Annotated in this window: 23 protein-coding genes and 1 tRNA gene; 12 read left to right on the top strand and 12 right to left on the bottom strand. The window is 63.1% G+C overall.

The annotated features are described in order from the left end of the window. The first annotated feature begins 23 nt into the window (after positions 1-23). Positions 24-710, top strand: coding sequence for a queuosine precursor transporter (locus BM045_RS13115; protein ID WP_092183961.1), 687 nt, complete (start codon positions 24-26; stop codon positions 708-710). A 192-nt stretch (positions 711-902) separates the two neighbouring features. Here the strand turns inward: BM045_RS13115 and BM045_RS13110 are convergent, their stop codons facing one another. The 4 genes from BM045_RS13110 to BM045_RS13095 all read right to left on the bottom strand — a co-directional run bounded on the left by BM045_RS13110 (position 903) and on the right by BM045_RS13095 (position 5,626). Continuing rightward, positions 903-1,847, bottom strand: a complete 945-nt coding sequence (locus tag BM045_RS13110; protein WP_170848499.1) for an esterase-like activity of phytase family protein — start codon at positions 1,845-1,847, stop codon at positions 903-905. 44 nt (positions 1,848-1,891) lie between these two features. Next, entirely contained in the window at positions 1,892-3,778 is a 1,887-nt protein-coding gene (gene cobT / locus BM045_RS13105) for a cobaltochelatase subunit CobT (RefSeq protein ID WP_092183957.1), read from the bottom strand. 132 nt (positions 3,779-3,910) lie between these two features. Continuing rightward, positions 3,911-4,894 (bottom strand): cobaltochelatase subunit CobS, encoded by a 984-nt coding sequence (cobS, locus tag BM045_RS13100; protein WP_092183955.1) that lies wholly within the window; start codon positions 4,892-4,894, stop codon positions 3,911-3,913. Between the two features lie 99 nt (positions 4,895-4,993). Then, positions 4,994-5,626, bottom strand: coding sequence for a J domain-containing protein (locus BM045_RS13095; RefSeq protein ID WP_092183953.1), 633 nt, complete (start codon positions 5,624-5,626; stop codon positions 4,994-4,996). Positions 5,627-5,668: 42 nt separating this feature from the next. Here BM045_RS13095 and BM045_RS13090 point away from each other — a divergent pair, with 42 nt between their 5' ends. Then, positions 5,669-5,956 carry a BolA family protein gene (locus BM045_RS13090; RefSeq protein WP_092183951.1) on the top strand — a complete coding sequence of 96 codons (288 nt, stop codon included), beginning with the start codon at positions 5,669-5,671 and terminating at the stop codon, positions 5,954-5,956. Here BM045_RS13090 and aroB read toward each other — a convergent pair. Together aroB and BM045_RS13080 are read right to left on the bottom strand one after the other, a co-directional pair. Then, a complete protein-coding gene (gene aroB / locus BM045_RS13085; protein WP_092183949.1) occupies positions 5,953-7,065 on the bottom strand; it encodes a 3-dehydroquinate synthase in 1,113 nt (370 codons plus the stop codon). The two genes, BM045_RS13090 and aroB, sit on opposite strands and share 4 nt — an antisense overlap. A 4-nt stretch (positions 7,066-7,069) precedes the next feature. Then, a complete protein-coding gene (locus BM045_RS13080) occupies positions 7,070-7,654 on the bottom strand; it encodes a shikimate kinase (protein WP_092183946.1) in 585 nt (194 codons plus the stop codon). A 148-nt stretch (positions 7,655-7,802) separates the two neighbouring features. Between BM045_RS13080 and BM045_RS13075 the strand changes: the two genes are divergently transcribed. The 5 genes from BM045_RS13075 to BM045_RS13055 all read left to right on the top strand — a co-directional run bounded on the left by BM045_RS13075 (position 7,803) and on the right by BM045_RS13055 (position 12,098). Beyond that, positions 7,803-8,030 carry a hypothetical protein gene (locus BM045_RS13075; RefSeq protein WP_210185023.1) on the top strand — a complete coding sequence of 76 codons (228 nt, stop codon included), beginning with the start codon at positions 7,803-7,805 and terminating at the stop codon, positions 8,028-8,030. Beyond that, positions 8,027-8,968, top strand: a complete 942-nt coding sequence (locus BM045_RS13070; protein WP_280139466.1) for a site-specific tyrosine recombinase XerD — start codon at positions 8,027-8,029, stop codon at positions 8,966-8,968. The genes BM045_RS13075 and BM045_RS13070 overlap by 4 nt, the downstream gene beginning before the upstream one ends. A 263-nt stretch (positions 8,969-9,231) precedes the next feature. Continuing rightward, complete coding sequence (locus BM045_RS13065) at positions 9,232-10,185, top strand: acetyl-CoA carboxylase carboxyltransferase subunit alpha (RefSeq protein WP_092183944.1); 954 nt, start codon at positions 9,232-9,234, stop codon at positions 10,183-10,185. 188 nt (positions 10,186-10,373) lie between these two features. After that, positions 10,374-11,384, top strand: coding sequence for a L,D-transpeptidase family protein (locus BM045_RS19070; RefSeq protein ID WP_210185017.1), 1,011 nt, complete (start codon positions 10,374-10,376; stop codon positions 11,382-11,384). 42 nt (positions 11,385-11,426) lie between these two features. Further along, positions 11,427-12,098, top strand: a complete 672-nt coding sequence (locus tag BM045_RS13055; RefSeq protein ID WP_092183942.1) for a hypothetical protein — start codon at positions 11,427-11,429, stop codon at positions 12,096-12,098. Between the two features lie 55 nt (positions 12,099-12,153). Here the strand turns inward: BM045_RS13055 and secA are convergent, their stop codons facing one another. After that, on the bottom strand, positions 12,154-14,898 hold the full coding sequence (gene secA / locus BM045_RS13050; protein ID WP_092183940.1) for a preprotein translocase subunit SecA: 2,745 nt from the start codon (positions 14,896-14,898) through the stop codon (positions 12,154-12,156). A 386-nt stretch (positions 14,899-15,284) separates the two neighbouring features. Here secA and BM045_RS13045 point away from each other — a divergent pair, with 386 nt between their 5' ends. Next, complete coding sequence (locus tag BM045_RS13045) at positions 15,285-16,211, top strand: peptidylprolyl isomerase (RefSeq protein ID WP_092183938.1); 927 nt, start codon at positions 15,285-15,287, stop codon at positions 16,209-16,211. A 4-nt stretch (positions 16,212-16,215) separates the two neighbouring features. Here BM045_RS13045 and BM045_RS13040 read toward each other — a convergent pair whose 3' ends face one another. Beyond that, complete coding sequence (locus tag BM045_RS13040) at positions 16,216-16,827, bottom strand: TetR/AcrR family transcriptional regulator (RefSeq protein WP_092183936.1); 612 nt, start codon at positions 16,825-16,827, stop codon at positions 16,216-16,218. Between the two features lie 100 nt (positions 16,828-16,927). On the opposite strand from BM045_RS13040, the gene BM045_RS13035 reads away from it, so the two are divergent. The 3 genes from BM045_RS13035 to BM045_RS13025 all read left to right on the top strand — a co-directional run bounded on the left by BM045_RS13035 (position 16,928) and on the right by BM045_RS13025 (position 19,679). Further along, positions 16,928-17,164 carry a putative antibiotic biosynthesis monooxygenase gene (locus BM045_RS13035; protein WP_139198786.1) on the top strand — a complete coding sequence of 79 codons (237 nt, stop codon included), beginning with the start codon at positions 16,928-16,930 and terminating at the stop codon, positions 17,162-17,164. A gap of 203 nt (positions 17,165-17,367) precedes the next feature. Beyond that, a complete protein-coding gene (locus BM045_RS13030; RefSeq protein WP_210185016.1) occupies positions 17,368-18,204 on the top strand; it encodes a thermonuclease family protein in 837 nt (278 codons plus the stop codon). Further along, positions 18,201-19,679: a M48 family metalloprotease gene (locus BM045_RS13025; RefSeq protein ID WP_170848498.1), complete on the top strand. Its 1,479-nt coding sequence runs from the start codon at positions 18,201-18,203 to the stop codon at positions 19,677-19,679. Before BM045_RS13030 ends, BM045_RS13025 begins: the two co-directional genes overlap by 4 nt. A gap of 9 nt (positions 19,680-19,688) precedes the next feature. On the opposite strand, the gene BM045_RS13020 is transcribed toward BM045_RS13025, so the two are convergent. Genes BM045_RS13020 through argJ form a run of 4 tightly spaced genes read right to left on the bottom strand, consistent with a single transcriptional unit; the run spans position 19,689 to position 22,280 of the window. Further along, positions 19,689-19,877, bottom strand: a complete 189-nt coding sequence (locus BM045_RS13020; protein WP_092183927.1) for a Flp family type IVb pilin — start codon at positions 19,875-19,877, stop codon at positions 19,689-19,691. Positions 19,878-19,892: 15 nt separating this feature from the next. Continuing rightward, positions 19,893-20,300: a (deoxy)nucleoside triphosphate pyrophosphohydrolase gene (locus tag BM045_RS13015; RefSeq protein ID WP_092183925.1), complete on the bottom strand. Its 408-nt coding sequence runs from the start codon at positions 20,298-20,300 to the stop codon at positions 19,893-19,895. Continuing rightward, the gene (locus BM045_RS13010) at positions 20,297-21,043 is read right to left on the bottom strand and encodes a GNAT family N-acetyltransferase (RefSeq protein ID WP_170848497.1); all 747 of its coding nucleotides are present in this window, start codon (positions 21,041-21,043) and stop codon (positions 20,297-20,299) included. Before BM045_RS13010 ends, BM045_RS13015 begins: the two co-directional genes overlap by 4 nt. A gap of 1 nt (position 21,044) precedes the next feature. Continuing rightward, positions 21,045-22,280, bottom strand: a complete 1,236-nt coding sequence (gene argJ, locus BM045_RS13005; RefSeq protein WP_092183921.1) for a bifunctional glutamate N-acetyltransferase/amino-acid acetyltransferase ArgJ — start codon at positions 22,278-22,280, stop codon at positions 21,045-21,047. Positions 22,281-22,429: 149 nt separating this feature from the next. Here argJ and BM045_RS13000 point away from each other — a divergent pair. Continuing rightward, positions 22,430-22,506: transfer RNA gene (locus BM045_RS13000), tRNA-Arg, on the top strand. Positions 22,507-22,645 lie beyond the last annotated feature (139 nt).

Genomic DNA, 22,645 nt, shown 5'->3' with positions numbered 1-22,645 from the left:
CGGTTACATTGAGGTGCATTCTGATGCTTGCTCGTTTCCTGGCGGCTGTTGCCGCCATGGTCGTGGTCGTGGCCGCGTCCAATATCCTGGTGCTCTACCCCTTCGCCGTCCAGCTCGGCCCGGTCAACCTGGCCGACCTGCTGACCTGGGGCGCCTTCACCTTCCCGTTTGCCTTCCTTATCACCGACCTGACCAACCGCTACGACGGCGCCCAGCGCGCGCGCATCGTGGCGCTGGCCGGCTTTGTCGTCGGCCTCGGGCTGTCGTTTTATCTGAGCTACCATCCGCTGCCCTGGAATGCCGGCGGCGCGGCAGCCACCACCCAGCGTATTGCGACGGCTTCGGCTTCGGCCTTCATCGTCGGGCAATTGCTGGATATTTCGATCTTCTCGCGCCTGCGTGCCAACAGGGCCTGGTATGTGGCGCCGCTGCTCGGCTCGCTGTTTGGCTCGATCATCGACACGGCGATTTTCTTCAGCCTGTCGTTTGCGCCAGTGTTTGCCGGGATCGATGCGCTGTATGGGATGCCGGATGGTTCGCTGGGCTTCCCGGCTCCTTTCTTGGGCATTGGTCCCGAAGTGCCGCTGTGGATCTCACTGGCGGCTGGCGATTTCTCGGTGAAGTTCCTGGCAGCACTGTTGTTGCTCGCGCCGTATCGGGCGCTGATGGGGCGGATCAGGCCGCTGCCGGCGCTTGGGGCTGTGGCTTAAGCCACCGTCCTTACCAAAAAGTCGGTGTCATCCCGGCCTTGAGCCGGGATCCATCCTGAGATCTCTGGTCTGCCGCTAGGTGGCTCGTTCGATCGACCTTGCGGCTGTGGCGTGATCTTGAGATGGGCCCCGGCTCAAGGCCGGAGTGACATCGCGGGTGTGGAGAGAATGAGGCTGCCAGCAGCCACCCTCTCAATCCACCAGCGCAAATTCCAGCAGCAGTGACCGCTGCCAATCATTGAAATTATTGTCCGAGCCGATCAGCACGCGCAGCTCGCCATCGGGCGCCGTGTGCACCGTCAGGGATTCCATATTGTCGATCGAGCCGCCGGTGGCCGTAAGCAGCAATTCGCCGACCATCAGATTGCCGGCGCGAACCTCTGCGGCCGGGACGCGGCGGAGGTTCATGACGAAGCTCAGCATGGAGATGCCGCGTTCCAGCACCAGCAGGTCGCCATTGGGCAGGAAGGTGCATTCGGTTGGATTGACCACCGGGCTGTTCTGATAGCTGAGCTCGCCCTTGTCGTTCTGGCCGAGCAGATAGGCGCGGTGGTTGTCGGCCTGGTCGAGCATTTCCTCGGCGATCAGCAGCGTCGACCCGGCGACCGGGGAGGCGGGGGGCGCGATGCAGACTGATTCCAGTGTCTCATTGGTGCGCGCGTCGGTCAGCCAGTCGGGGATCGGCACTTCGCGGGCGGCGCCGCCGGGAATGCCATTGGTGAGGGTGTAATCGGCCACGCGGGTCAGGTGTTCGAAACCGACACGCACGCCGATCGGCTCGCCGGCGCGGTAGATCGTATCGACGCTTTCCGCATCCTTGGCATATTGGCGCGGCAGCACATCGCCCTTGGAATTGCGCATCGGTTCTACGGTGACGCCGATATAGCCGAACAGCGCATTGGCATCGTCATAGAGCAGGTGCCCGGTGACGAAATTGCCGCGATCGGTGACGAACAGCGCCTGATGGTTCGGCCCGGTCATGGTGAGGCCGGAGAGGCCGCCAAAGGTGTCGTCCGGGCTGGTCATGGCAATGCCGCCTCGAAACACCATGCGATCGACCTGCTGGCCGATGGCGGCATTGCCAAAGCTGGTGACCGGGGTTGCCGTCACCAGGGCCTCGACGGCAATGGTGGGCATGACACCCGCCATGAGCAGGGGAATGAGGGCGGCGAGCCGCCTCATCACCTGCCGCGCCGCCGTGTCTGGGCCGGCATTTCCTCGTCGAACAGCGCGGCCAGTTCGTCAGTCAGCGCGCCGGCCAGTTCCTCGGCATCGAGCAGGGTTACGGCGCGGCGATAATAGCGCGTCACGTCATGGCCGATACCGACCGCCACCAGCTGGATCGGCGAGCGGGTCTCGATATCCTCGATCACCTGGCGCAAATGGGCTTCGAGATAATTGCCGGCATTGACGCTCTGGGTCGAGTCATCGACCGGGGCGCCGTCGGAAATCACCATCAGGATGCGACGGGCTTCCGGGCGGGCCATCAAACGCTTGCGCGCCCATTCGAGCGCTTCGCCGTCGATATTCTCTTTCAGCAGGCCTTCGCGCATCATCAGCCCCAGGTTGCGGCGGGCATGGCGCCACGGCTCGTCGGCGGCCTTGTAGATGATGTGGCGCACGTCATTGACGCGGCCGGGATTGGCCGGACGGCCAGCTTCGAGCCAGGCTTCGCGGCTCTTGCCGCCCTTCCAGGCGCGTGTGGTGAAACCGAGGATTTCGACCTTGACGCCGCAACGCTCCAGCGTGCGGGCGAGGATGTCGCCGCAGATCGCCGCAATGGTGATCGGCCGGCCGCGCATCGAGCCGGAATTATCGATCAGCAGCGTGACGATGGTGTCGCGGAAATCGGTGTCGTTCTCGACCTTGAAGGACAGAGCCTGCATCGGATCGGTGACCACGCGGGTGAGGCGCGCCGTATCGAGCAGGCCCTCTTCGAGGTCGAATTGCCAGCTGCGGTTCTGCTTGGCCATCAGGCGGCGCTGCAGCTTGTTGGCGAGGCGCGCGACCGCACCGGCAAGGTTTTCCAGCTGCTTGTCGAGCAGGGCACGCAGCTGGTCGAGCTCGTCGGGCGGGCAGAGGTCTGCCGCCTTGACGATCTCGTCGAACTTCTGGGTAAAAACCTTGTAGTTGAACTGGTTGGAGAGCTGCGTGCCGCCGTCCTTGGCCGGGGGCGGCATGGGCGCGTCTTCGCCGGCTTCGGCGGCCGCGTCCTCGTCGGTATCGGCCATGTCCGATTCGATGCCGTCGACATCGCCGGTCTCTTCGGATTCGCCGGCCTGCTCGTCATCCTGACTCTGGTCGGCGTCGTTCTCGCCTTCGCCCTGTTCGGGCGCCTTGTCGGACGCGTCACCCTGATCGGGTTCCTGGTTCTCGTCAGACTCTTCGTCGCTGTCGGACGGGTCTTCCAGCTCGCTTTCGGGCACCAGGTTGAGGTCGCGCAGCAGGGCCTTTGCGGCCTTGGAGAATTCATCCTGGTTTTCGAAGCGGGTCAGCAGCGCATCGAGCGACTTGCCGCCCTTGTCCTCGATCTCCTTGCGCCACAGATCGACCAGCGCATGGCCCGAGGGCGGCACCGGTACGCCAGCAAGTTTCTCGCGCAGCAGCAGGCCCAGGGCCTCGGCAATGGGGGCATCGCCCTTGTCGGAGACTTCGGCGAAATTGGCGCGGAACAGCCGGTCTTCCAGCATTTCCCCGATATTGCCGACCATGCCGGGCATGCGCACGCAGCCCAAGGCTTCGACGCGGGCCTGTTCCAGCGCATCGAAGGCGGCGCGGGCGATCGGGTCCATCGGCGCGCGCTTGCGATGCGCATCGGGATCGTGGCTGGCGAGGCGCATGGCCATGGCATCGCCCTGGCCGCGGGCAATGGCGATATCACGCCGCGTCGGCAGGCGGGGCAGATTGGCGAGGCGCGCCTTGTCGGAGGTCAGCAGCGGCCGGTCGGCGGTGAAGGTGACTTCGAGATCGGCCTTGCCGCCGATGGCGCGCACCGTCGCACCCATGGCTGATTTGAACAGCTGGGTCTGGTCGGGCTTATTGGCTTTGCTGCGCGGAGGTTGTGCCATGGTCTACCGGTTCACTGTGTGACCGGGAAGGAAGGCCCCCTCACCCGGCCCTTTGGGCCGACCTCTCCCACGCGGGGAGAGGTGAAGTTGTGGCGCGCTCGGTGCCCTGCCAGACGGCAGGGACGTCGCGACTTAGGCCGTGACGGCGAGGTTCGCCGAGCTTTCCGGCAGGTCTTCGCCGAACACGCGCTGGTAGAATTCGGCCACCACGGGGCGTTCGAGTTCGTCGCACTTGTTGAGGAAGGTCAGGCGGAAGGCAAAGCCGACATCGCCACCAAAGATCGTGGCATTCTCGGCCCATGTGATCACGGCGCGGGGCGACATGACGGTCGACAGATCGCCATTGATGAAGGCCTGACGGGTCAGGTCGGCGAGGCGCACCATGTTGGAGATGAGCTTCTTGCCCTTCTCGGTCTCGCCATAGGCCTTGTTCTTGGCCAGGACGATGCCGACTTCCTTGTCATGCGGCAGATAGTTGAGCGTCGTCACCAGCGACCAGCGGTCCATCTGGCCCTGATTGATCTGCTGGGTGCCGTGATAGAGGCCCGACGTATCGCCCAGACCAATCGTATTGGTGGTCGAGAACAGACGGAAGGCCGGATGGGGGACAATGACGCGGTTCTGATCGAGCAGGGTCAGGCGGCCCGCGACTTCGAGCACGCGCTGGATCACGAACATCACGTCCGGGCGGCCAGCGTCATATTCGTCGAACACCAGAGCAACATTGTTCTGCACGGCCCAGGGCAGGATGCCGTCACGGAATTCGGTGATCTGCTTGCCGTCCTTGAGCACGATCGCGTCCTTGCCGACGAGATCGATGCGGGAGACGTGGCTGTCGAGATTGACGCGGACCAGCGGCCAGTTGAGGCGCGCCGCGACCTGCTCGATATGCGTCGACTTGCCGGTGCCGTGATAGCCCTGCACCATGACGCGACGGTTGAACTGGAAGCCGGCTAGAATGGCCAGCGTCGTGTTGCGATCGAACAGATAGTCCGGATCCATCGGCGGTACGTGCGAATTGGCTTCCTTATAGCCCATCACCTTCATGTCGGTGTCGATACCGAACAGCTCCCGTGCCGAATATTCGGTGTCGGGCAGATTGGTGTACTCAGTCATGGGCTTTGCTCTTGGCGGAAGGATCAATGAGGACGGCTGAAAAGTCGGGCGCTCTATAGCAGCATTGTGACACCGGGGGTAGCCACCGATCGGGCATGCCTACTTCGCGACGAGCCCGACCTTCTTGAGATGGCTATAGGCCGAGATGATGGTGCGGAGCCGGTCTTCCGAGCTCTTGTCGCCACCATTGGCATCGGGATGGTGGATTTTGACCAAGGTCTTATAGGCCCGCTTGATGTCCTCGGATTTGGGCTGGCCGATAATGCCGAGGGTTTCCAGCGCCCGGCGATCCTGCTCATGCAGCGGCTTGACCCGCTCGGTGGCCGGCTTCTGCGACTGGCGATGGCGATACTTGGCGAAGACGCCGAAGGGATCGCCATATTTGTCGCCGGGGCGCAGGCTCTCGCGCGCGGCGCGGGCCGCCGAAGCATTCATGCTCGGATTCCCGGTTGCAAAGCTTGAGCGCGACTCCGCCTTGGGCGGGGCATGCAGCGCTTCGTCGAGCTGTTCCTTGTCCATATCGGCAAAGAAGTTGAAGGCCGTATTATAGTGGCGGACATGCTCGAGGCAGAAATGGTGATACTGCCCTTCGCTGCGCGCGCCCTTGGGCGCACGGTATTCCCCGGCCAGCTCGCAGCCCTCCCAATCGCAGACGTGTTCGATCGGCGCAGCTTTTTCTTCCTTGCGCGGCTTGATGCGAATGGAATCGAAGATCTTGGACGACAGTTTCATTCTCGCCTAGTTAGGTGCCAAAATCAGAAAGAGACCAGCGCCATGAGTGCCAGAGACACCATAACAGCCAAGCTCACTGCGGCGTTTGCCCCCGCTTTCCTCGATGTCATCGACGAATCGATGGAGCATCACGGTCACGCCGGGTGGCGGGAGGGTGGTGAAACCCATTTTCGTGTCAGAATCGCGACCCGTCATTTTGACGGGATGAGCCGTGTCGCGCAACACCGCGCCGTTCACGAAGTGCTGGCCGCGCTGATGGACAATCCCATCCACGCCCTCGCCATCGAGGTTTTGCCCAGTGATGCGGCCTTCCCCGAACGCGAGGGCTAGGCCCGCATCTCGTTCAGATACGCTGCCACGGCCGTCCCGTCGACATTCTTTTCGATAAAGGCCTGGCCGATGCCGTGGGTGAGGATGAAAGTCAGCGCGCCGCGCGAGACTTTCTTGTCCTGCGCGATGGCGGCCATCAAGGTTTCGGTGGAGCCCAGAGTGCCCGGGATGTCCCCTAAAGTGGTGGGCAGGCCCGAGCTCTTCAAGTGCGCGGCAATGCGGCCGGTATCCTGGCTGGGTGCCAGGCCAAGCCTGGCGGAAAAACCATGCGCCAGCACCATGCCCACGGCGACGCCTTCGCCATGCAGCAGGCGATCGGAATAGCCGGTGTCTTTTTCCAGGGCATGGCCGAAGGTGTGGCCGAGGTTGAGCAGGGCGCGAACGCCGAGTTCCTTCTCGTCCTCGATCACCACGCGGGCCTTATGGGCGCAGCAGCGGGCAATCGCTTCGCCACGAGCGGGGCCACCGGCGAAGATGTCCTTCTGATTGGCCTCGAGCCAGAAGAAGAACTCCTCGTCATCGATCAAGCCATATTTGACTACTTCAGCATAGCCGGCGGCGAACTGTCGGGGCGACAAGGTATTGAGCGTCGACAGATCAGCCAGCACCAGCTTGGGCTGGTGGAAGGCGCCGATCAGGTTCTTGCCATGCGGCGAGTTGATCCCGGTCTTGCCGCCGACCGAGCTATCGACCTGCGCCAGCAGCGAGGTCGGCATCTGGATGAAATCCATGCCGCGGCGGGCAATCGAAGCAGCAAAGCCGGCGAGATCGCCAATGACGCCGCCACCCAAGGCGATGATCAGGTCACCCCGTTCGAGCCGAGCGGCGAGAATGCCTTCGACAGCCTGGCCGACAAATGCCCAGGATTTGGTCGATTCGCCGGCCGGCAGCACGATTTCTGTATGCGAGAGGCCTGCCGCATCGAGCGAAGCCACCAGCCGCGGCAGTTGCACCTGGGCGACATTCTCGTCGGTGATGATGCCATAGCGCCGGCCGGGGAAACGCTCGGCGAGAATGGCGCCGGCGTCATCGAGCAGCGTGTCGCCGATCAGGATGTCATAGGCGCGGTCGCCGAGGGCGACGTGAACCGTGTGGGCGATTTGGGCCATCAGATCAGTCCTGACGCTGGAGGTAGGAAAGCACGGCTTCCACGACATCGCCCGCCACCGCATCCTGCGGCACGTCGCGCGAGACGACCGTGACATCGGCCTCGGCATAGATGGGATAGCGGTCCTCGATCAATTTCTCGAGCGTGGCGCGCGGGTTGGCAGTCTTGAGCAGCGGGCGATTTGAGCGGCGGGAGACGCGCTCGAACAGGATATCGATCTCAGCCTTGAGCCAAACCGAGATGGCCTCGCCCTTGACCAACGCGCGGGTCTCTTCATTGACGAAGGCACCGCCGCCGGTGGCCAGCACTACGGCATGTTCCTTGAGCACGCGGGCGATGACGCGGGTTTCCCCGGCGCGGAATTCGGGCTCGCCACGCTGCTCGAAGATTTCGGGAATGGTCATCTGCGCCGCCTTCTCGATCTCTTCGTCGCTATCGAGAAAATGGCGATTGAGGCGCGCCGCCAGCCGGCGCCCGACCGTGGTCTTGCCGGCGCCCATCATGCCAACCAGCACCAGCGGCCGGCCACCCAGGCGTTCAACAAGCTGTTCGGCGCGGGCCTGCCGCAATGCCGCGTCCGGTCGTGTCACAAGGCGATCCCCAGAATATGAGCGCTATCAAGCCGCCCCGGCCCCTGCTGTCAAGAACTTGCGGCCCCCTGCGCCAAAAAGCCATCATGCCTACGGAAACGAAACCTTTTGCTGTCAAATTATACCCAGTTTTGAATGACGGACCGCCATGCCAACCCTGATCCGCCTCATCATCACCCTGCTTTTCCTCGCAGGCCTCGTCTATGCCGGCATGATCGCGCTGGTGAGTTTCGTCGAGCCGACGCCCAAGCCGGTGACCATCCGCATTCCCGCCGCCGAACTGCTCAATGGCGGCCAGCGCCCCCTGCCCGGCATGCCGGCTGAGCCGGCCGAGCCAGTTGACGCCCCTCCGGCTGCGGAGCCGACGACACCGTGAGTGACCATCTGGTCGGGGCTTTCCTCGAAATGATGAGCGCCGAACGCGGCGCGGCCAAAAACACCATCGACGCCTATCGCCGCGATCTCAGCGATTATGCCGGCTTTCTCGCTGGCCGGCAGATGACGCTGCTGGCGGTCGATCGCTTTACCGTTAACGCCTATCTCGACCGGCTACGGCTGGACGGGCTCTCAGCTTCATCGGCCGCCCGGCGGCTGTCCGCGATCCGGCAGTTTCACCGCTTCCTCTGCGCCGACAATCTGCGCGGCGACGATCCAACCCGCATCATCGCCAGCCCGAAAAGCGCAAGGGCGCTGCCGAAAGTGCTATCCATTGCCGAGGTCGACAAGCTGCTGGTAACGGCCGAGCAGGAGGCCAACAAGGCCGCCGCACCGGAGAAGCAAGCTGCGGCACTGCGGCTCTATGTGCTGCTCGAATTGCTCTATGCTACCGGGTTGCGCGTCAGCGAGCTGGTGAGCCTGCGCCGCTCGGCAGTGATGCGCGACACCAGCTATCTGACGGTCAAGGGCAAGGGCAACAAGGAGCGCGTCGTGCCGCTCAACGACCGGGCGCGAGATGCGATCAAGACCTATGTGGCGACACTGGAGCCGGGGGTGTTTCTGTTTCCGGCGAGCGGGGCTGAAGGCTATCTGAGCCGGCAGGTGTTTGCGCGCGATCTTAAAATCCTCGCAGCTAAGGCGGGCATCAGTTCGGCCCGCGTGGCTCCGCACGTGCTGCGTCATGCCTTCGCCAGCCATCTGCTCGCCGGCGGTGCGGATCTGCGCGTCGTGCAGATGCTGCTTGGCCATGCCGATATTTCGACGACCCAGATCTACACCCATGTGCTGGACGAAAAGCTGCGCACGCTGGTCGAAACGCATCATCCGCTGGCGGAAGGCGGAAATTCAAAAGAGTCTTTGTCGGATACCCCCACCTAGCCTCCCCCTGACAGGGGGAGGAATCTGGCCGGTGGCTGGCCAGAGATCATGCCTAAAACCCGATTTGTCCCTCCCCCTCTGCAGAGGTAGGCCAGGTGGGGGTGGACGCACCGGATCGGGAACTATGCCGCTTTCCTGTGCCTCATCCGGCCTCAAGCCTTGACTTGCCATTGCGCCATCGCCACTTTCCGGCCACTTTAAGGCGTAACAGCAGCGGCCCATATCCCCGGGTCGGCAAGAACGACCCATAACGGGCAGGTGGAATGCAGTCCTATCTCGATTTTGAAAAGCCGGTTGCCGACCTCGAAGGCAAGATCGCCGAGCTGAAAGCCATGGCCGCGACGGACCAGGCCGTGAGCATCGACGAAGAGGTCAACCGGCTGTCGAGCCGCGCCGACGAGGCGCTGGTCGAGATCTACAAGAAGCTGACGCCCTGGCAGAAGACGCAGGTGGCCCGCCACCCGCAGCGCCCGCATTTTTCCGACTATATCAGCAAGCTGATCACTGAGTGGATGCCGCTGGCCGGCGACCGCAAGTATCGCGAAGACGCGGCTTTGCAGGCCGGCTTTGGTCGCTTCAACGGCCAGTCCGTGGCCGTGATCGGCCAGGAAAAGGGCAATTCCACCGAGACCCGCCTCAGGCATAATTTCGGCATGGCCAGCCCCGAGGGCTATCGCAAGGCCGTGCGCGTCATGGAAATGGCGGATCGCTTCAACATTCCGCTGATCTCCTTCGTCGACACCGCCGGCGCCTATCCCGGCATCGGCGCCGAAGAGCGCGGCCAGGCCGAGGCCATCGCCCGCTCGACAGAAAAATGCCTGGAACTGGGCGTGCCCAATATCGCTATCGTCATCGGCGAAGGCGGCTCGGGCGGCGCTATCGCCATTGCCGTAGCAAACCGCGTGCTGATGCTGGAAAATTCCATCTATTCGGTGATTTCGCCCGAAGCCGGCGCCTCCATCCTGTTCCGTGACGCAGCGCGTGCGCAGGACATGGCCACCGCGCAGAAGATCACCGCGCAGGACCTGCTGGGCTTTGGCGTCATCGACGCCATTATCCCCGAAGGCACCGGCGGCGCCCATCGCCACCACGAGGCCGTGATGGCCTCGACCCGCGACGCCATTGCCGGCTTTTTCGCTGAATTCGCTGGCAAGGGACGCCTCGAGACTCGTGAGCATCGCCGCGAGAAGTTCTTGGCCATCGGCACGACGCTCTAGTTTCTTCACCTCTCCCCCTGGGGAGAGGTGTAAAGCCCACACGCTCGCGTGATCGTGTCCGTCTTCCAGCCAAATAATCTCCGTGCTAACGCTTCGTTCACCAGCAAAACTCATGCTTGGGTAACCACGATCCATTATGGGTCGGGACAGTTTTGTTTCGCACCGGGCCGCCGATCTTGACCGCCATAATGCTTCGCAAGTTTTGCTCGGCCGTAATCCTCTTGTGGCTGGCCTTTGGCCTCGTCGCCTGTGGCGGCTTCCTGCCCAAGTCGAGCGACAATCGCCATAACCAGCCCCTGCCCAGCGCCACTGTCAGCGGATTGCGCGCCATGGGCTCGACGCCCGGCGAGGCCATGGTGGTGCGCATCTTCAAGCAGGAAAAAACGCTGGAGGTTTGGAAGAAGACCAGCGCCGGCCAGTACAAGATGTTCAAGACTTATGAGATCTGCGCCTTTTCCGGCGTGCTTGGTCCGAAAGTCAAGGAAGGCGACCGGCAGAGCCCAGAGGGCTTCTATACGATCACGCCCGGGTTGATGAACCCGAAGTCCAGCTACTACCTGGCCTTCAACACCGGCTTTCCCAACAAGTTCGACCGCGTGCATGGCCGCACCGGCAGCGATCTTATGGTGCATGGCGATTGCTCGTCGCGTGGCTGCTACGCCATGACCGACGATGGCATTGCCGAAATCTATGCCCTGGCCCGCGAGACCTTCAAGGGCGGTAACAAGAGCTTCCAGCTGCAGATTTTCCCCTTCAAGATGACCGCGGCCAACCTCGCCAAGGAAGCCTCCAACCAGCACCTGAGCTTCTGGAAGGACATCAAGGAAGGCTATGACCTGTTCGAGCTGACCAAGGCGCCGCCCGCTTGGGACGTCTGCGAGAAACAGTATATTTTCAATGCTTCCGGCACTGGCGCGCTCGACCCGATGGGCCCCTGCCCCGCGACCGCCCAGGCACCCGGCATGGCCGAAAAGCTCGCTGCTGAAGAACAGGCCTTTACCAAGGCCGTTGAAAGCGAAGCCGACCGCGTGGCGCGTCTTGCCCGCGAAGAGGCAGCGCTGAAAGAACGGACGGCGGCGATTTCCGGCGTGATTGGCTCGATCGGCAATATGTTCGGTGCCGGCGGCAAGGATGCCGATGTGGTACCAGTGATCACCGGCAAGCCGGCGCCCGTGCCCATGCCGCGGCTGGCCCGCTAGCAAAGCAGTGGCTGCGCCACCATATCAGGGCCGCAATCTGGCGTGACTGATCCGGCCAGCCAGCAGGAGACCATCGCTTTGGAAGAGACCCCATCCGTCGACATCCAGGGTGACACGCGCGTGGACACTGTCCGCCCGCCACGCCGTCGCCTACCGCTGGCCAATATCCTGAGCTTTGCCGTGGGCTTGGTGGGCGTTGCCGCAATCGGCGCCAGCGCCTGGACCTATACTGAGACGCAGCGCGAGGTCATCCGCCTTTCGACCGATATCGCGCAATTGCGGCTGAGCCTTGATCTCTACAGCCAGCGGCAGGGCGCTGCCCCGGCAGCGGCGACTGATACCGCGGGCCTGCAAGACCTCTCCAACCGGCTGAGCGTGCTGGAAGAGAACTGGCGCAATGCGCCGGCTTCCGCTGCAACCGTTTTGCCCGCTACACCTGCAGCAGCCGCACCCACCACCGCAGCAGCATCTGGCGATTGCCTGCCGACCGGCACGCGCTTCATGGTTGCGGCCGGCGACAATTACCCGGTTTGCGGCCAGGGGGTGTCGGTGGAAATCGGCGCGGTGGACAATGGCTTCATCTCGCTGGCCGATGGCACGGTGGTCGCCGCCGGCGGCACGATCGCCATGCCGGGCAGCGCCTGCATGCTGGGCGTGGTCTCGGCAGGGGCGGACGGGATGACCGATTTCGCAGAGATCAGGGTAAGCTGCTGAACCGAACCTATCGTCACAAAGCAAAAGGCCCGGATCGCTCCGGGCCTTTTCTTATTTAGAACGCACCGTGGCAGTGCTTGAACTTCTTGCCGGAGCCGCACGGGCATGGGGCGTTGCGGGAAACGCCTTCGAGCAGTTTCGGGTCGATCGGAGCGAGCGAGGGGTCGCTGCCCACGGCGCCGAGCGAGTCGGCGATGGTGTCGCCGCCATCGGCGTCGTTCTCGCCGGTCAGCGGGTCGATATGGGTCTCGCGCAGCTGGCTGAGGTCGGGCACTGGCGGCGCAACCGGGCGAGGCTGCAGCTCGACATGGCTGAGCTGGGTGGTCACCAGTTCGCGCAGGTTGGCCAGCAGGCCCTGGAACAGCTCATATGCTTCTTGCTTGTATTCGGTCAGCGGATCGCGCTGGGCGATGCCGCGCCAGCCGACCACCTTCGACAGGTGATCGAGCGTCACCAGATGCTCGCGCCACAGCCCGTCGATCGACTGCAGCAGGATCGACTTTTCGACTTGGCGCATCACGGTCGGGTTTTCCTGGCCGGCCGCAGAGAGTGCCGCAATGGTGCGCCGCTGCTTGGCTTCGGCAGCCTCGTCGGCAGCGGCGGTCAGGCGCTCGGTGACGGTTTCGGCATCAATGCCTTCTTCCGCTGCCCAGGCTTTCACCGGCACGTCGATATTGAGATAGGTTTTCGCAGCCGCTTCGAGCTGTTCCACATTCCACTGCTCGGGATAGGAGCGCGGCGGAATCGACTTGTTGACGATGTTCTCGACCACGTCGTGGCGCATTTCCACGACAGTCTCGCTGACATCCTCGGCATCCATCATCTCGATGCGCTGCTCAAAGATCACCTTGCGCTGATCATTCATCACGTCATCGTATTTGAGGATATTCTTGCGGATATCGAAGTTGCGCGCCTCGACCTTGCCCTGGGCGCGTTCGATGGCCTTGGTGACCCAAGGGTGGGTGATCGACTCGCCCTGTTCGAGGCCCAGCTTGCCCAGCATGGAATCCATCGAATCCACCGGGAAGATGCGCATCAGGTCGTCTTGCAGCGACAGGAAGAAGGCCGAATGGCCCGGATCGCCCTGGCGGCCGGAACGGCCACGCAGCTGGTTGTCGATACGGCGCGACTCATGGCGCTCGGTGCCGATGACCATCAGGCCGCCGGCAGCCAGCGCGGCAGCCTTGTGCTCGGCAATGGTCTTCTTGATCTCGGCGATCTTGGCTTCGCGCTCCTCGCCTTCGAGACCGGCGGCCTCTTTTTCGATGCGCATTTCTAGATTGCCACCGAGCTGAATGTCAGTGCCGCGGCCAGCCATATTGGTCGCAATGGTGATGGCGCCGGGCAGGCCGGCGTCAGCGACGATGAAGGCTTCCTGCTCGTGGTGACGGGCATTGAGCACATTCATCGAACCGACATTCTTGGCGCGCAGCAGCTCGGCCAGCATTTCGGATTTTTCGATAGACGTCGTGCCGACCAGCACCGGCTGGCCGCGGCCGTGGCATTCCTTGATCAGCTCGGCAATGGCATCGAACTTTTCGGCGGCCGTGCGGAAGATGGCGTCTTCGTCATCGCGGCGCTGCACCGGCACGTTGGTCGGCACGGTGACCACGTCGAGCTTGTAGATATCGGCGAATTCTTCGGCTTCCGTCGCCGCCGTACCGGTCATGCCAGCCAGCTTCTTGTAGAGGCGGAAATAATTCTGGAAGGTGATCGACGCCAGGGTCTGGTTTTCCGGCTGGATCTTAGCGCCTTCCTTGGCCTCCAGCGCCTGATGCAGGCCTTCCGAATAGCGGCGGCCCGGCATCATGCGGCCCGAGAATTCGTCGATGATGACGACTTCATCGTTGCGGACGATATAGTCCTTGTCCTTGCGGAACAGCTTGTGGGCACGCAGCGCGGAATTGGCGTGATGCACCAGCGCGACGTTTTCGACATCATAGAGCGAGCCGGACTTGAGCAGGCCCTCTTCGGTGAGGCGCGCCTCGAGCTTTTCGATGCCCTGGTCGGTAAAGGTGGCGGCACGCTGCTTTTCGTCGAGCTCGAAATCATCCTCGCCGATGATCGGGATGATGGCGTCGAGCTTGAGATAGAGATCGCTGCGATCGTCGGACGGGCCCGAAATGATCAGCGGCGTACGCGCCTCATCGATCAGGATCGAATCCACTTCGTCGACGATGGCGAAGGCATGGCCGCGCTGCGCCATCTGGGCGCGCGTATATTTCATATTGTCGCGCAGATAATCGAAGCCGAGTTCGTTATTGGTGCCGTAGGTGATATCGGCGGCATAGGCCACCTTGCGCTCGGCATCGGTCATGCCATGGACGATGACGCCCCAGCTGAGCCCGAGGAAGTTGTAGATCTGGCCCATCCAGGCCGCGTCGCGCTTCACCAGGTAATCATTGACCGTGACGAGATGGGCACCCTGCCCGGTCAAGGCATTGAGATACATCGGCAGGGTGGCGACCAGCGTCTTGCCCTCGCCGGTGCGCATTTCGGCAATGCCGCTTTCGTTCATCACCATGCCGCCGATCAGCTGCACGTCGAAGTGGCGCATGCCGAGCACGCGCTTGCCGGCCTCGCGCACGGTGGCGAAAGCGGGCACGATCAAATCATCGAGACTGCCGCCTTTTTCGAGATGCGCCTTGAACTCGGCGGTACGGGCGCGCAGCGCCTCGTCGCTGAGTTTTTCCAGTTCAGGCTCGAGCGCGTTGATCGCGGTCACCTTGCTCTGGAAGCGCTTCACGGACCGATCTGACGGGGAACCGAAGATCCGCCGGGCGAGCGAGCCAAATGCCATAGATCAGATCCTTTTATCACTCATCACTGTGCTGCGGGGGAGGTGCGGGAAAGGCCCGTTCGGCCACGTCGACGCGATGAGAAAGCCTTTCCGGCTTGTCAATTTCTGGTATCCCGTCAGGCGACGGAAAAAGCGGCTGAGATGTAAGAGCGAGCCCTTGTCTTGTCAACGTCGCCGAAATGGGCGACACCTCGGCATGCCCTGCCAGAGAGCCCGGTTGAAACGGGTTTTTCGACCATTGGTTGCTCGACGACGCCGCGCGGCACATTTTGGCCCCGTTGCTATGTGAGGGCAGGCTCGAACCCGCGCCGGCCCGCTGGACCGCGCGTGCAGCATTTCAACGAGCCAGGGCGCAGCACAAGCGCCGGCCCAGGAGACTTTACCTCATGATTTCTTCCTCACTGCGCCTTGCCCGCACCAGCATGCTCGCCCTGATGCTTGCCGCCGGTGCGCTGGCCGCCCCGGTCCTGGCCCAGGACGCGGCGCCGGCAGCCGAAGCGCCTGCTGCTGAAGCCGTGTCGCCCGACGCCGTGGTGGCAACGGTTGGCGGTGAGCCGATCACCGAGGCTGACCTGAGCTTTGCCGCCGAAGACCTGACCCAGGAACTGGGTCAGATGCCGGCAGAACAGCGCAAGCCCTTCCTGCTGCGCGTGCTGATCGACATGAAGGTGATGGCCAAGGCGGGCGAAGATGCCGGCATGGCCGAGACCCCGCTGTTCCAGCAGCGCCTTGCCTATCTCGAAGACCGCGCCCTGCGCCGCGCCTATTTCGCCGACGCCATCGCCAATGCAGTGACCGAAGAAGCCGTGCGCGCCGAATATGACAAGTTCATCGCTGACTTCAAGCCGACCGAGGAAATCCGCGCCAGCCACATCCTGGTGCCGACCGAGGAAGAGGCCAATGCAGTCAAGGCCCAACTCGATGGCGGCGCCGATTTCGCCACCCTGGCCAAGGAAAAGTCGATCGATCCCGGCGCAGCCAATGGCGGCGACCTGGGCTTTTTCGGCCCCGGCATGATGGTCGCCCCCTTCGAGGAAGCCGCCTTTGCCCTGACCGATGTGGGCCAGGTGTCGGCCCCGGTGCAGTCGCAGTTCGGCTGGCATGTCATCAAGCTGGAAGAAAAGCGCGAGTCCACCCCGCCGGCTTTCGAGCAGGTCGCCGGCCAGCTGCAGCAGCAGCTGCTGATGTCGACGTTTGATACGACCGTCGCTCGCCTGATGGATGGCGTGACGATCGACATTCCGGATGCCGCGCTCAAGGCTGCAGTTGATGCGCAGACCGAGACCGATGCTGCCGGCGCGACGGCACAGTAACTGATCAGGCTCCGGGGGCGAGCAGCCCCCGGACCATTTGCCGGGCGACTTGCGCCAATTGCTGGGGGGCGCGTTCGATGCGGCCGGTGAGCAGGCGCTGCCAGATAAAGCCGGCCAGCATATCGGCCGCCAGCCCCACATCCGTATCCGCCGACAGTTCTCCGCGCGCGATGCCGCGCCGGAAAATCTCGCCCGATTGCAGCCGGCGTTCCGCCGCATAGGCCCGCAGCGATTCTGCGGCCACGTCGTCGCGCTGGGCTTCGGCAACGACGAAGCGGAACAGATCGCCGGCGCCGCCACCCCAATGGGCAAAGACGCCGGTGAGAAACGCCAGCAAGTCGCCTTCGACCGTCCCGGTGTCCATATGCACCGAGGCCGGCTTCTGCCGGTGGTAAACGTCCAGTAACAGCGCCGTCTTGCCCGGCCACCATTTGTAGATCGTCGGCTTGCCGGCGCGGGCCCGCTTGGCCACCGCCTCGATGGAAAAGCCGGCAATGCCCTGTTCGGCCACGATCGCTTCGGCCGCCGCGAGGATGGCCTGTTCGGTTTCGGGATTGCGGCGGGCGCCAATGGATCGGCGGCGGTCGTCGCTATCATCGGCATGGATCTGGTTCATGATCCCAATATGGGTGAAATCCGAGCAGAAGAAAAGAACTTGAACGAAACGTGTCGTTCCGATATATAACGAAACGTACCGTTTCAATTGAGGTCAGTGAATGCAACCCTCCCTCGCTTCCCGTCTCCGCATGGCGCTGGTCATGACGGTCTTCGTCTATCCCGTCGTTACGCTCTATCTTTATATCCTGATGCCGCTCACCCCCAGCTGGGACATCTGGCAGCGCAGCCTGGTGCTCGTGCCGTTCATGGCCACCACCATTGTGATGCTGATCGTACCGTTTATCGGCAAGCGCTTCGATGCGTTTATTTCGGGTAAGAAGCCGGTAGCCGTCTAATTGCAGCAGCTTCGATCGTTCTGCCTTTGGCCGGTTCCTGCCATTCGGCCGTAGGCCTCATGGCCTTCTTGATTTGAAAAGCTCCACTGGAGCTTTTCATCTGCTACGCAGAAGATCGGCAAAGCACCTAAATCACGCCACTGGCGTGATTTTGCCGTTGGCCGGTTCGAAGTTCATCATTTTTTGCCGTATTCGGGTGCATGGTGAATGAAATCTTTCCGGGGCCCGCTTTGCTCAACGCCAGTTTCGTCCGTCTCGCAGCCATTGCCGCGCTGAGCGCCGTGTCCGTCGCGGCGCTGGCCTGCGAGAACCTGCGCATGGAAGATGGCGGCGTCGTCACTTCGGTGACCGATGGCGATACCGTCATTCTCGACGACGGCCGCGTGGTGCGAATGATCGGCACCCAGGCGCCCAAGCTGCCGCTCGACCGCCCGGGTTTTGTCACCTGGCCGCTGGCACCCGAAGCCAAGACGGCGCTGGAAGAGCTAGCGCTCAATAAACCGGTGCGACTGGGTTTTGGCGGCGAGGAAATCGACCGCTATGGCCGCGTGCTGGCCCATGTTTTCGTCACCACGCCTGAGGGCGAGATCTGGGCGCAGCAGGCCATGGTCGCCAAGGGGCTGGCCCGGGTCTATTCCTTCCCAGATAACCGCGCCTGTCTCGATTTATTGTTTGCTGCGGAAGGCCGCGCGCGGCTCGGCGGGCTTGGAATCTGGACCGATCCCTATTACAGCATCCGTGCGGCGGACGCGCCCGGCGACCTCATCGCCCGGGCCGGCCATTACGAACTTGTCGAAGGCCGGGTCGTTCTTGCCGAAAAACGCGGCGGGCGGGTCTACCTCAATTTCGGCCGGTTCTACAAAGAAGACTTCACCGCCGTCATCGAGGCCCAGGCCTTGCGGCTGTTTGCCGAAGCGGGGATAGATCCGCTGACGCTGGAAAATGCCTTGCTGCGCTTGCGCGGATGGGTGGACGACCGGGATGGTCCACGCATCGAAATCACCCATCCCGAGCAGCTCGAGGTTCTGGCACTACAATGACGGGTTTGGGGCATTTCGGCAAAGCATTGCGCAATGGCACGCTGGCAGTCTCGCTGCTGGCACTGAGTGCCTGCAGCAGCCTGACCGGTAGCAATATCGCCGTCAGCCAGACCGGCGACGTGCGCGCGCCAACCGTCGTGCCTGAAGGTACCGACCCCGATGACGTGGTGATCGGCCGCCGCGAGCATCCGCGCATCATCGCCGCCTATGGTGGCGTCTATTCCGACCGCCCGGCCGAAATCATGGTGGCCCGCATCGTCGGACGGCTGCTGGCTGCCGCCAATCAGCCCAATGCCCAGTTCCAGGTCACCATCCTCGACAGTTCCGAGGTCAATGCGTTCGCCCTGCCCGGCGGCTATATCTATGTGACGCGCGGCATCCTGGCGCTGGCTTCCGACACCAGCGAACTGGCGGCCGTCTTGGCCCATGAAATCGCCCACGTGACGCTGCGCCATGCGCGCGCGCGCACCGACCGCACCCGCACGACGCAGATCGTTGATCGCGTCATCACTGGTGTGTTCGGTGGCGATACCTCTACCGACGCCACCGCCAACCGCACCCGCGAGAGCATGGCGGCCTTCAGCCAGAACCAGGAACTCGAAGCCGACCGCGAGGGCATCAAGTTTGCCGGTAAGGCAGGCTATGATAGCCAGGCCGCCGCGCGTTTCCTTGGCGTGATGAGCCGCTTTGCCAGCTTCTCGGCCGGCGAAAATGGCGGCGAGGGCTTCCTCTCGTCGCACCCCTCGACCCCGGCCCGCATCCAGAAGGCGCTCGATACCGCCAAGACCATGTTCGGCCAGGCCGGTTCCGGCGAGATCGGCCGCGACGACTATCTGGCGTCGATTGCCGGCCTGACCTTTGGCGACAGCCCGGCACAGGGCTCGATCGTTGGCCGCCGCTTCATCCATACGGCGTCCAAATTTACCTTCACCGTGCCCAATGGCTATACTTTGCAGAATTCGCAGAGTGCAGTGGTCGGCGTGGCCGGCGATGGCGAGGCCGTGCGCTTCGACAGCGCCGATGTGCAGGCCAATGTGCCGCTGGCGGAATATCTCAAGTCCGGCTGGATCGCCGGCCTCAAGACCGACAGCGTCACCACGCAGAATTACAATGGCATCGAAATGGCCTCGGGCCTGGCCCAGACCGACCAGTGGTTCTTCCGCGTCTCGGTGATGCGCCTCGACGGCCAGGTCTACCGCTTCATCTTTGCCGCCAAGAGCGACAGCAGCCGCTTTGCCCAGGGTGCCGAGGCAACGCTGAAGAGCTTCCGCCGCGCCGACGCGTCCGATCTCAACCAGGTGCGCAAGGTGGCCGTTCGCGTCGTCACCGCCAAGGCCGGCGACACCGCCGATTCGCTGGCACGGCAGATGGCCGGGCTCAATCGCGGCACGGAACTGTTCTATATCATCAACGACCTCTATCCCGGCGATGCCATTGCCGCCGGCCAGAAATACAAGGTCGTCGCGCTGCAGTAGTCTGGGACGCTAGAGCTTGGCGGCCTGGCGGGCGAACACTTCGGCCGCGCCATTGTTGAACAGCGCGCGCAGATTATTACCAAGCACGGTGGCGCTGGCGATGACCGCTACGGCGATCAGCAGCGTGATGAGGCCATATTCGACGGCCGTCGCGCCATGCTCATCGGCCAGAAAATTCTTGATCTCTTTGGCCAGCATGCGCGCCCCCGCGGATTACAGCAGATCGCACAAGGCAGCGATCAATGGCTCGTCAGCCGGCGGCATGGGATAGTCACGCAGGTTCTGCGGCCGGACCCATTTGAGCGCAATGTGCTCTTTCGGCTCCGGCGTGCCCTGCCATTTCCGGCAGGCGTAAAGTGGCATCAACAAATGAAAATTCTCGTAAGAATGACTGGCGAAGGAGACTGGCGCCAGGCAGGCAGTTTTCGTCAAAATGCCGAGTTCTTCTTCCAACTCGCGGATTAGCGCGGCCTCGGGACTTTCACCCGGCTCGACCTTGCCGCCAGGAAACTCCCAGAGCCCGGCCATCGACTTGCCCTCGGGCCGCTGGGCGATCAGCACACGGCGGTCGGCATCGACCAGCGCGACCGCCACGACGAGAAGCAGTTTCTGTCCGCTCATTGGGCACCCGGAATGCGGTAGCTATAGTCATACTGGTGACGGTAGCCGAGGCCTTCGTAGAGCGCCTGGGCACCCGGATTATCAGCCTGGACATTGAGCGCCGCGACCGTGGCACCCTTGCCGCGGGCCCACTCCAGCCCGCTGCGCATCATGGCAGCGCCAAGGCCCTGGCGGCGTCGGCTCGGGTCGGTGACCACATTACCGGTGATCACAATGCCATCGGCGATCGCCATCAACCCGCTCGCGACCGGCGCGCCATCGCGATAGACCACAATGCCGGTCGCCGGCACGACGAAGGCCGCGAGCAGTGCCTGCATCCCGGCCATGGTCGCATCGCTATAGTTCTGCAGCTGCCGCTGTACTGCAAGGAAAGCCGGATCGAGCACCGGCAGCAGTTTGGCCTCGGGATCAGCCTGCTGCGCGCCAAGCTCCATGGCAAACAGATGGCTCTCGTCGATGCTCTGCCACCCGGCATCATCAAGCGTTTCGACCAGCTCGGGTGCTGCCAGCGGCGTAATGCGAAACACCGGCTTGATGCGGCGAACCACCATCCAGGTGCTGGCCGAAATGACGCGCAGGTCGGCATCCTCGCCATCCTCGGGGTCGAGACACTGCACCGAATTGGCGCGCTTGGTATAGCCGCCCGCAGCACGACGCACCCAGCTGCCGTCCCAATGAACGTCCGTGCCGGGCCAGGCGGCAAGGCCAGCCCGCTCGAAGGCTTCGACTGTAGGCAGGGCCATCTTAGCTCCGATAGTCGCCGTTGATGGTGATATAGCCATGCGTCAGGTCGCAGGTATAGACCGTGGCACGGCCCTCGCCGAGGCCGAGGCTGACGGTCAGCTCGAGGTCTTCGCCCTTCATATAGGCGCTGGTGGCGGCCTCGTCGTAGACCGCGGCGCGCTCGCCATCCTTGGCAACCAGCAGATCGCCGAAGCGGATCGCCAATTTATCGCGGTCCGCCGGCTCGCCCGCCTTGCCGACGGCCATCACCACGCGACCCCAATTGGCGTCTTCGCCGGCAATGGCGGTCTTGACCAGTGGCGAGTCGGCGATTGCCTTGGCAATGCGGAAGGCCGATGCGTCGGAGGCCGCGCCCTCGACATGCACCGAAACCTGCTTGGTGGCGCCTTCGCCATCGCGCACCACCTGGATGGCCAGATCGAACAGCACATCCTTGAGCGCCTCACCGAAAATCTCGGCGCGTGGATCTTCAAGGCTCACGATCGGATCGACCGCAGCCTTGCCAGTGGCAAACACCAGCAGCGTATCGGAGGTTGAAGTGTCACTATCGACGGTGATGGCATTAAAGCTCGTCTGCACATGCTGGCTCAGCAGCGCCTGCAGCACCGGTGCGGCGATCGGCATGTCGGTGACGACAAAGCTCAGCATGGTGGCCATGTCGGGGGCGATCATGCCCGAACCCTTGGCGATGCCGTTGATCTTCACTTCCACGCCATCCAGCTCGACAATGGCGCCATTGAGCTTGGGGAATGTGTCGGTGGTCATGATGGCCTTGGCCGGCTCGATCCACGGCGTATCGCCCAGCCGCGTCGCCGCGTCCTCGAGCACGCCGGCAAACTTTTCGGCCGGCAGCGGCTCGCCGATCACGCCGGTCGAGGCGAGGAAGACTTCGTGAGTCGCGCAGCCCAGCGCCTTGGCCGCATAGTCGGCCGTCAGCTCAACGCTCTTCTGGCCCTTAGCGCCGGTGAAGGCATTGGCATTGCCCGAATTAACCACCAGCCCACGCGCCACGCCGCCAGCCAGATTGGCCTTGCACCAATCCACCGCAGCCGAGGAACACTTGGACTTGGTGAGCACACCGGCAACCGTGGTGCCCTCGTCGAAAGCCATCAGCAGCACATCAGTGCGGTTCTTGTACTTGATCCCGGCCTCGGCCGTGGCAAAGCGCATGCCGGCAATGACCGGCAGCTCCGGATAGGATTTGGGCGCGAGGGGAGAAACCGGATGGGCAGCCATGGACACAAGCCTTCATGGAGTAAAATCGCTGTCCGGTGTGCCCCAAGAATATGTCATTCGCAAGCGCGCGCGGCGTTTCAGGCACAATATTGCCGCGCGGCCCGCGCCAACTTGTAACCCCAGGCCCGAACTGGTATTTCCCAAACCGTGGTCCCGTAGCTCAGCTGGATAGAGCACCGGATTCCTAATCCGGGGGTCGTGGGTTCGAATCCCGCCGGGGTCACCACCTGCCGTCGAGCAGCAAGCAAACGAGGAAGCAAGCCTGCGTTTGCAGGCAGCTTTCTCGCATTTCGCAACCATCTTTTAGCCTTGCTGGGCCCCTAATCGGGCCAACACAGTTTTTCGACATTTGACCCGAGGATCAC

Source organism: Devosia sp. YR412 (assembly GCF_900110945.1).
In the GTDB taxonomy this organism is placed as follows: Bacteria; Pseudomonadota; Alphaproteobacteria; order Rhizobiales; family Devosiaceae; genus Devosia.
This window is presented reverse-complemented; position numbering and strand designations above follow the sequence as displayed.

Excerpts from the sequence above, each read along its gene's own strand:
- BM045_RS13115 (WP_092183961.1), top strand. The coding sequence starts at position 24 with ATGCTTGCTCGTTTCCTGGCGGCTGTTGCCGCCATGGTCGTGGTCGTG.
- BM045_RS13110 (WP_170848499.1), bottom strand. The coding sequence starts at position 1,847 with ATGCCCACCATTGCCGTCGAGGCCCTGGTGACGGCAACCCCGGTCACC.
- cobT (WP_092183957.1), bottom strand. The coding sequence starts at position 3,778 with ATGGCACAACCTCCGCGCAGCAAAGCCAATAAGCCCGACCAGACCCAG.
- cobS (WP_092183955.1), bottom strand. The coding sequence starts at position 4,894 with ATGACTGAGTACACCAATCTGCCCGACACCGAATATTCGGCACGGGAG.
- BM045_RS13095 (WP_092183953.1), bottom strand. The coding sequence starts at position 5,626 with ATGAAACTGTCGTCCAAGATCTTCGATTCCATTCGCATCAAGCCGCGC.
- BM045_RS13090 (WP_092183951.1), top strand. The coding sequence starts at position 5,669 with ATGAGTGCCAGAGACACCATAACAGCCAAGCTCACTGCGGCGTTTGCC.
- aroB (WP_092183949.1), bottom strand. The coding sequence starts at position 7,065 with ATGGCCCAAATCGCCCACACGGTTCACGTCGCCCTCGGCGACCGCGCC.
- BM045_RS13075 (WP_210185023.1), top strand. The coding sequence starts at position 7,803 with ATGCCAACCCTGATCCGCCTCATCATCACCCTGCTTTTCCTCGCAGGC.
- BM045_RS13065 (WP_092183944.1), top strand. The coding sequence starts at position 9,232 with ATGCAGTCCTATCTCGATTTTGAAAAGCCGGTTGCCGACCTCGAAGGC.
- BM045_RS19070 (WP_210185017.1), top strand. The coding sequence starts at position 10,374 with ATGCTTCGCAAGTTTTGCTCGGCCGTAATCCTCTTGTGGCTGGCCTTT.
- secA (WP_092183940.1), bottom strand. The coding sequence starts at position 14,898 with ATGGCATTTGGCTCGCTCGCCCGGCGGATCTTCGGTTCCCCGTCAGAT.
- BM045_RS13045 (WP_092183938.1), top strand. The coding sequence starts at position 15,285 with ATGATTTCTTCCTCACTGCGCCTTGCCCGCACCAGCATGCTCGCCCTG.
- BM045_RS13040 (WP_092183936.1), bottom strand. The coding sequence starts at position 16,827 with ATGAACCAGATCCATGCCGATGATAGCGACGACCGCCGCCGATCCATT.
- BM045_RS13035 (WP_139198786.1), top strand. The coding sequence starts at position 16,928 with ATGCAACCCTCCCTCGCTTCCCGTCTCCGCATGGCGCTGGTCATGACG.
- BM045_RS13025 (WP_170848498.1), top strand. The coding sequence starts at position 18,201 with ATGACGGGTTTGGGGCATTTCGGCAAAGCATTGCGCAATGGCACGCTG.
- BM045_RS13020 (WP_092183927.1), bottom strand. The coding sequence starts at position 19,877 with ATGCTGGCCAAAGAGATCAAGAATTTTCTGGCCGATGAGCATGGCGCG.
- BM045_RS13015 (WP_092183925.1), bottom strand. The coding sequence starts at position 20,300 with ATGAGCGGACAGAAACTGCTTCTCGTCGTGGCGGTCGCGCTGGTCGAT.
- BM045_RS13010 (WP_170848497.1), bottom strand. The coding sequence starts at position 21,043 with ATGGCCCTGCCTACAGTCGAAGCCTTCGAGCGGGCTGGCCTTGCCGCC.
- argJ (WP_092183921.1), bottom strand. The coding sequence starts at position 22,280 with ATGGCTGCCCATCCGGTTTCTCCCCTCGCGCCCAAATCCTATCCGGAG.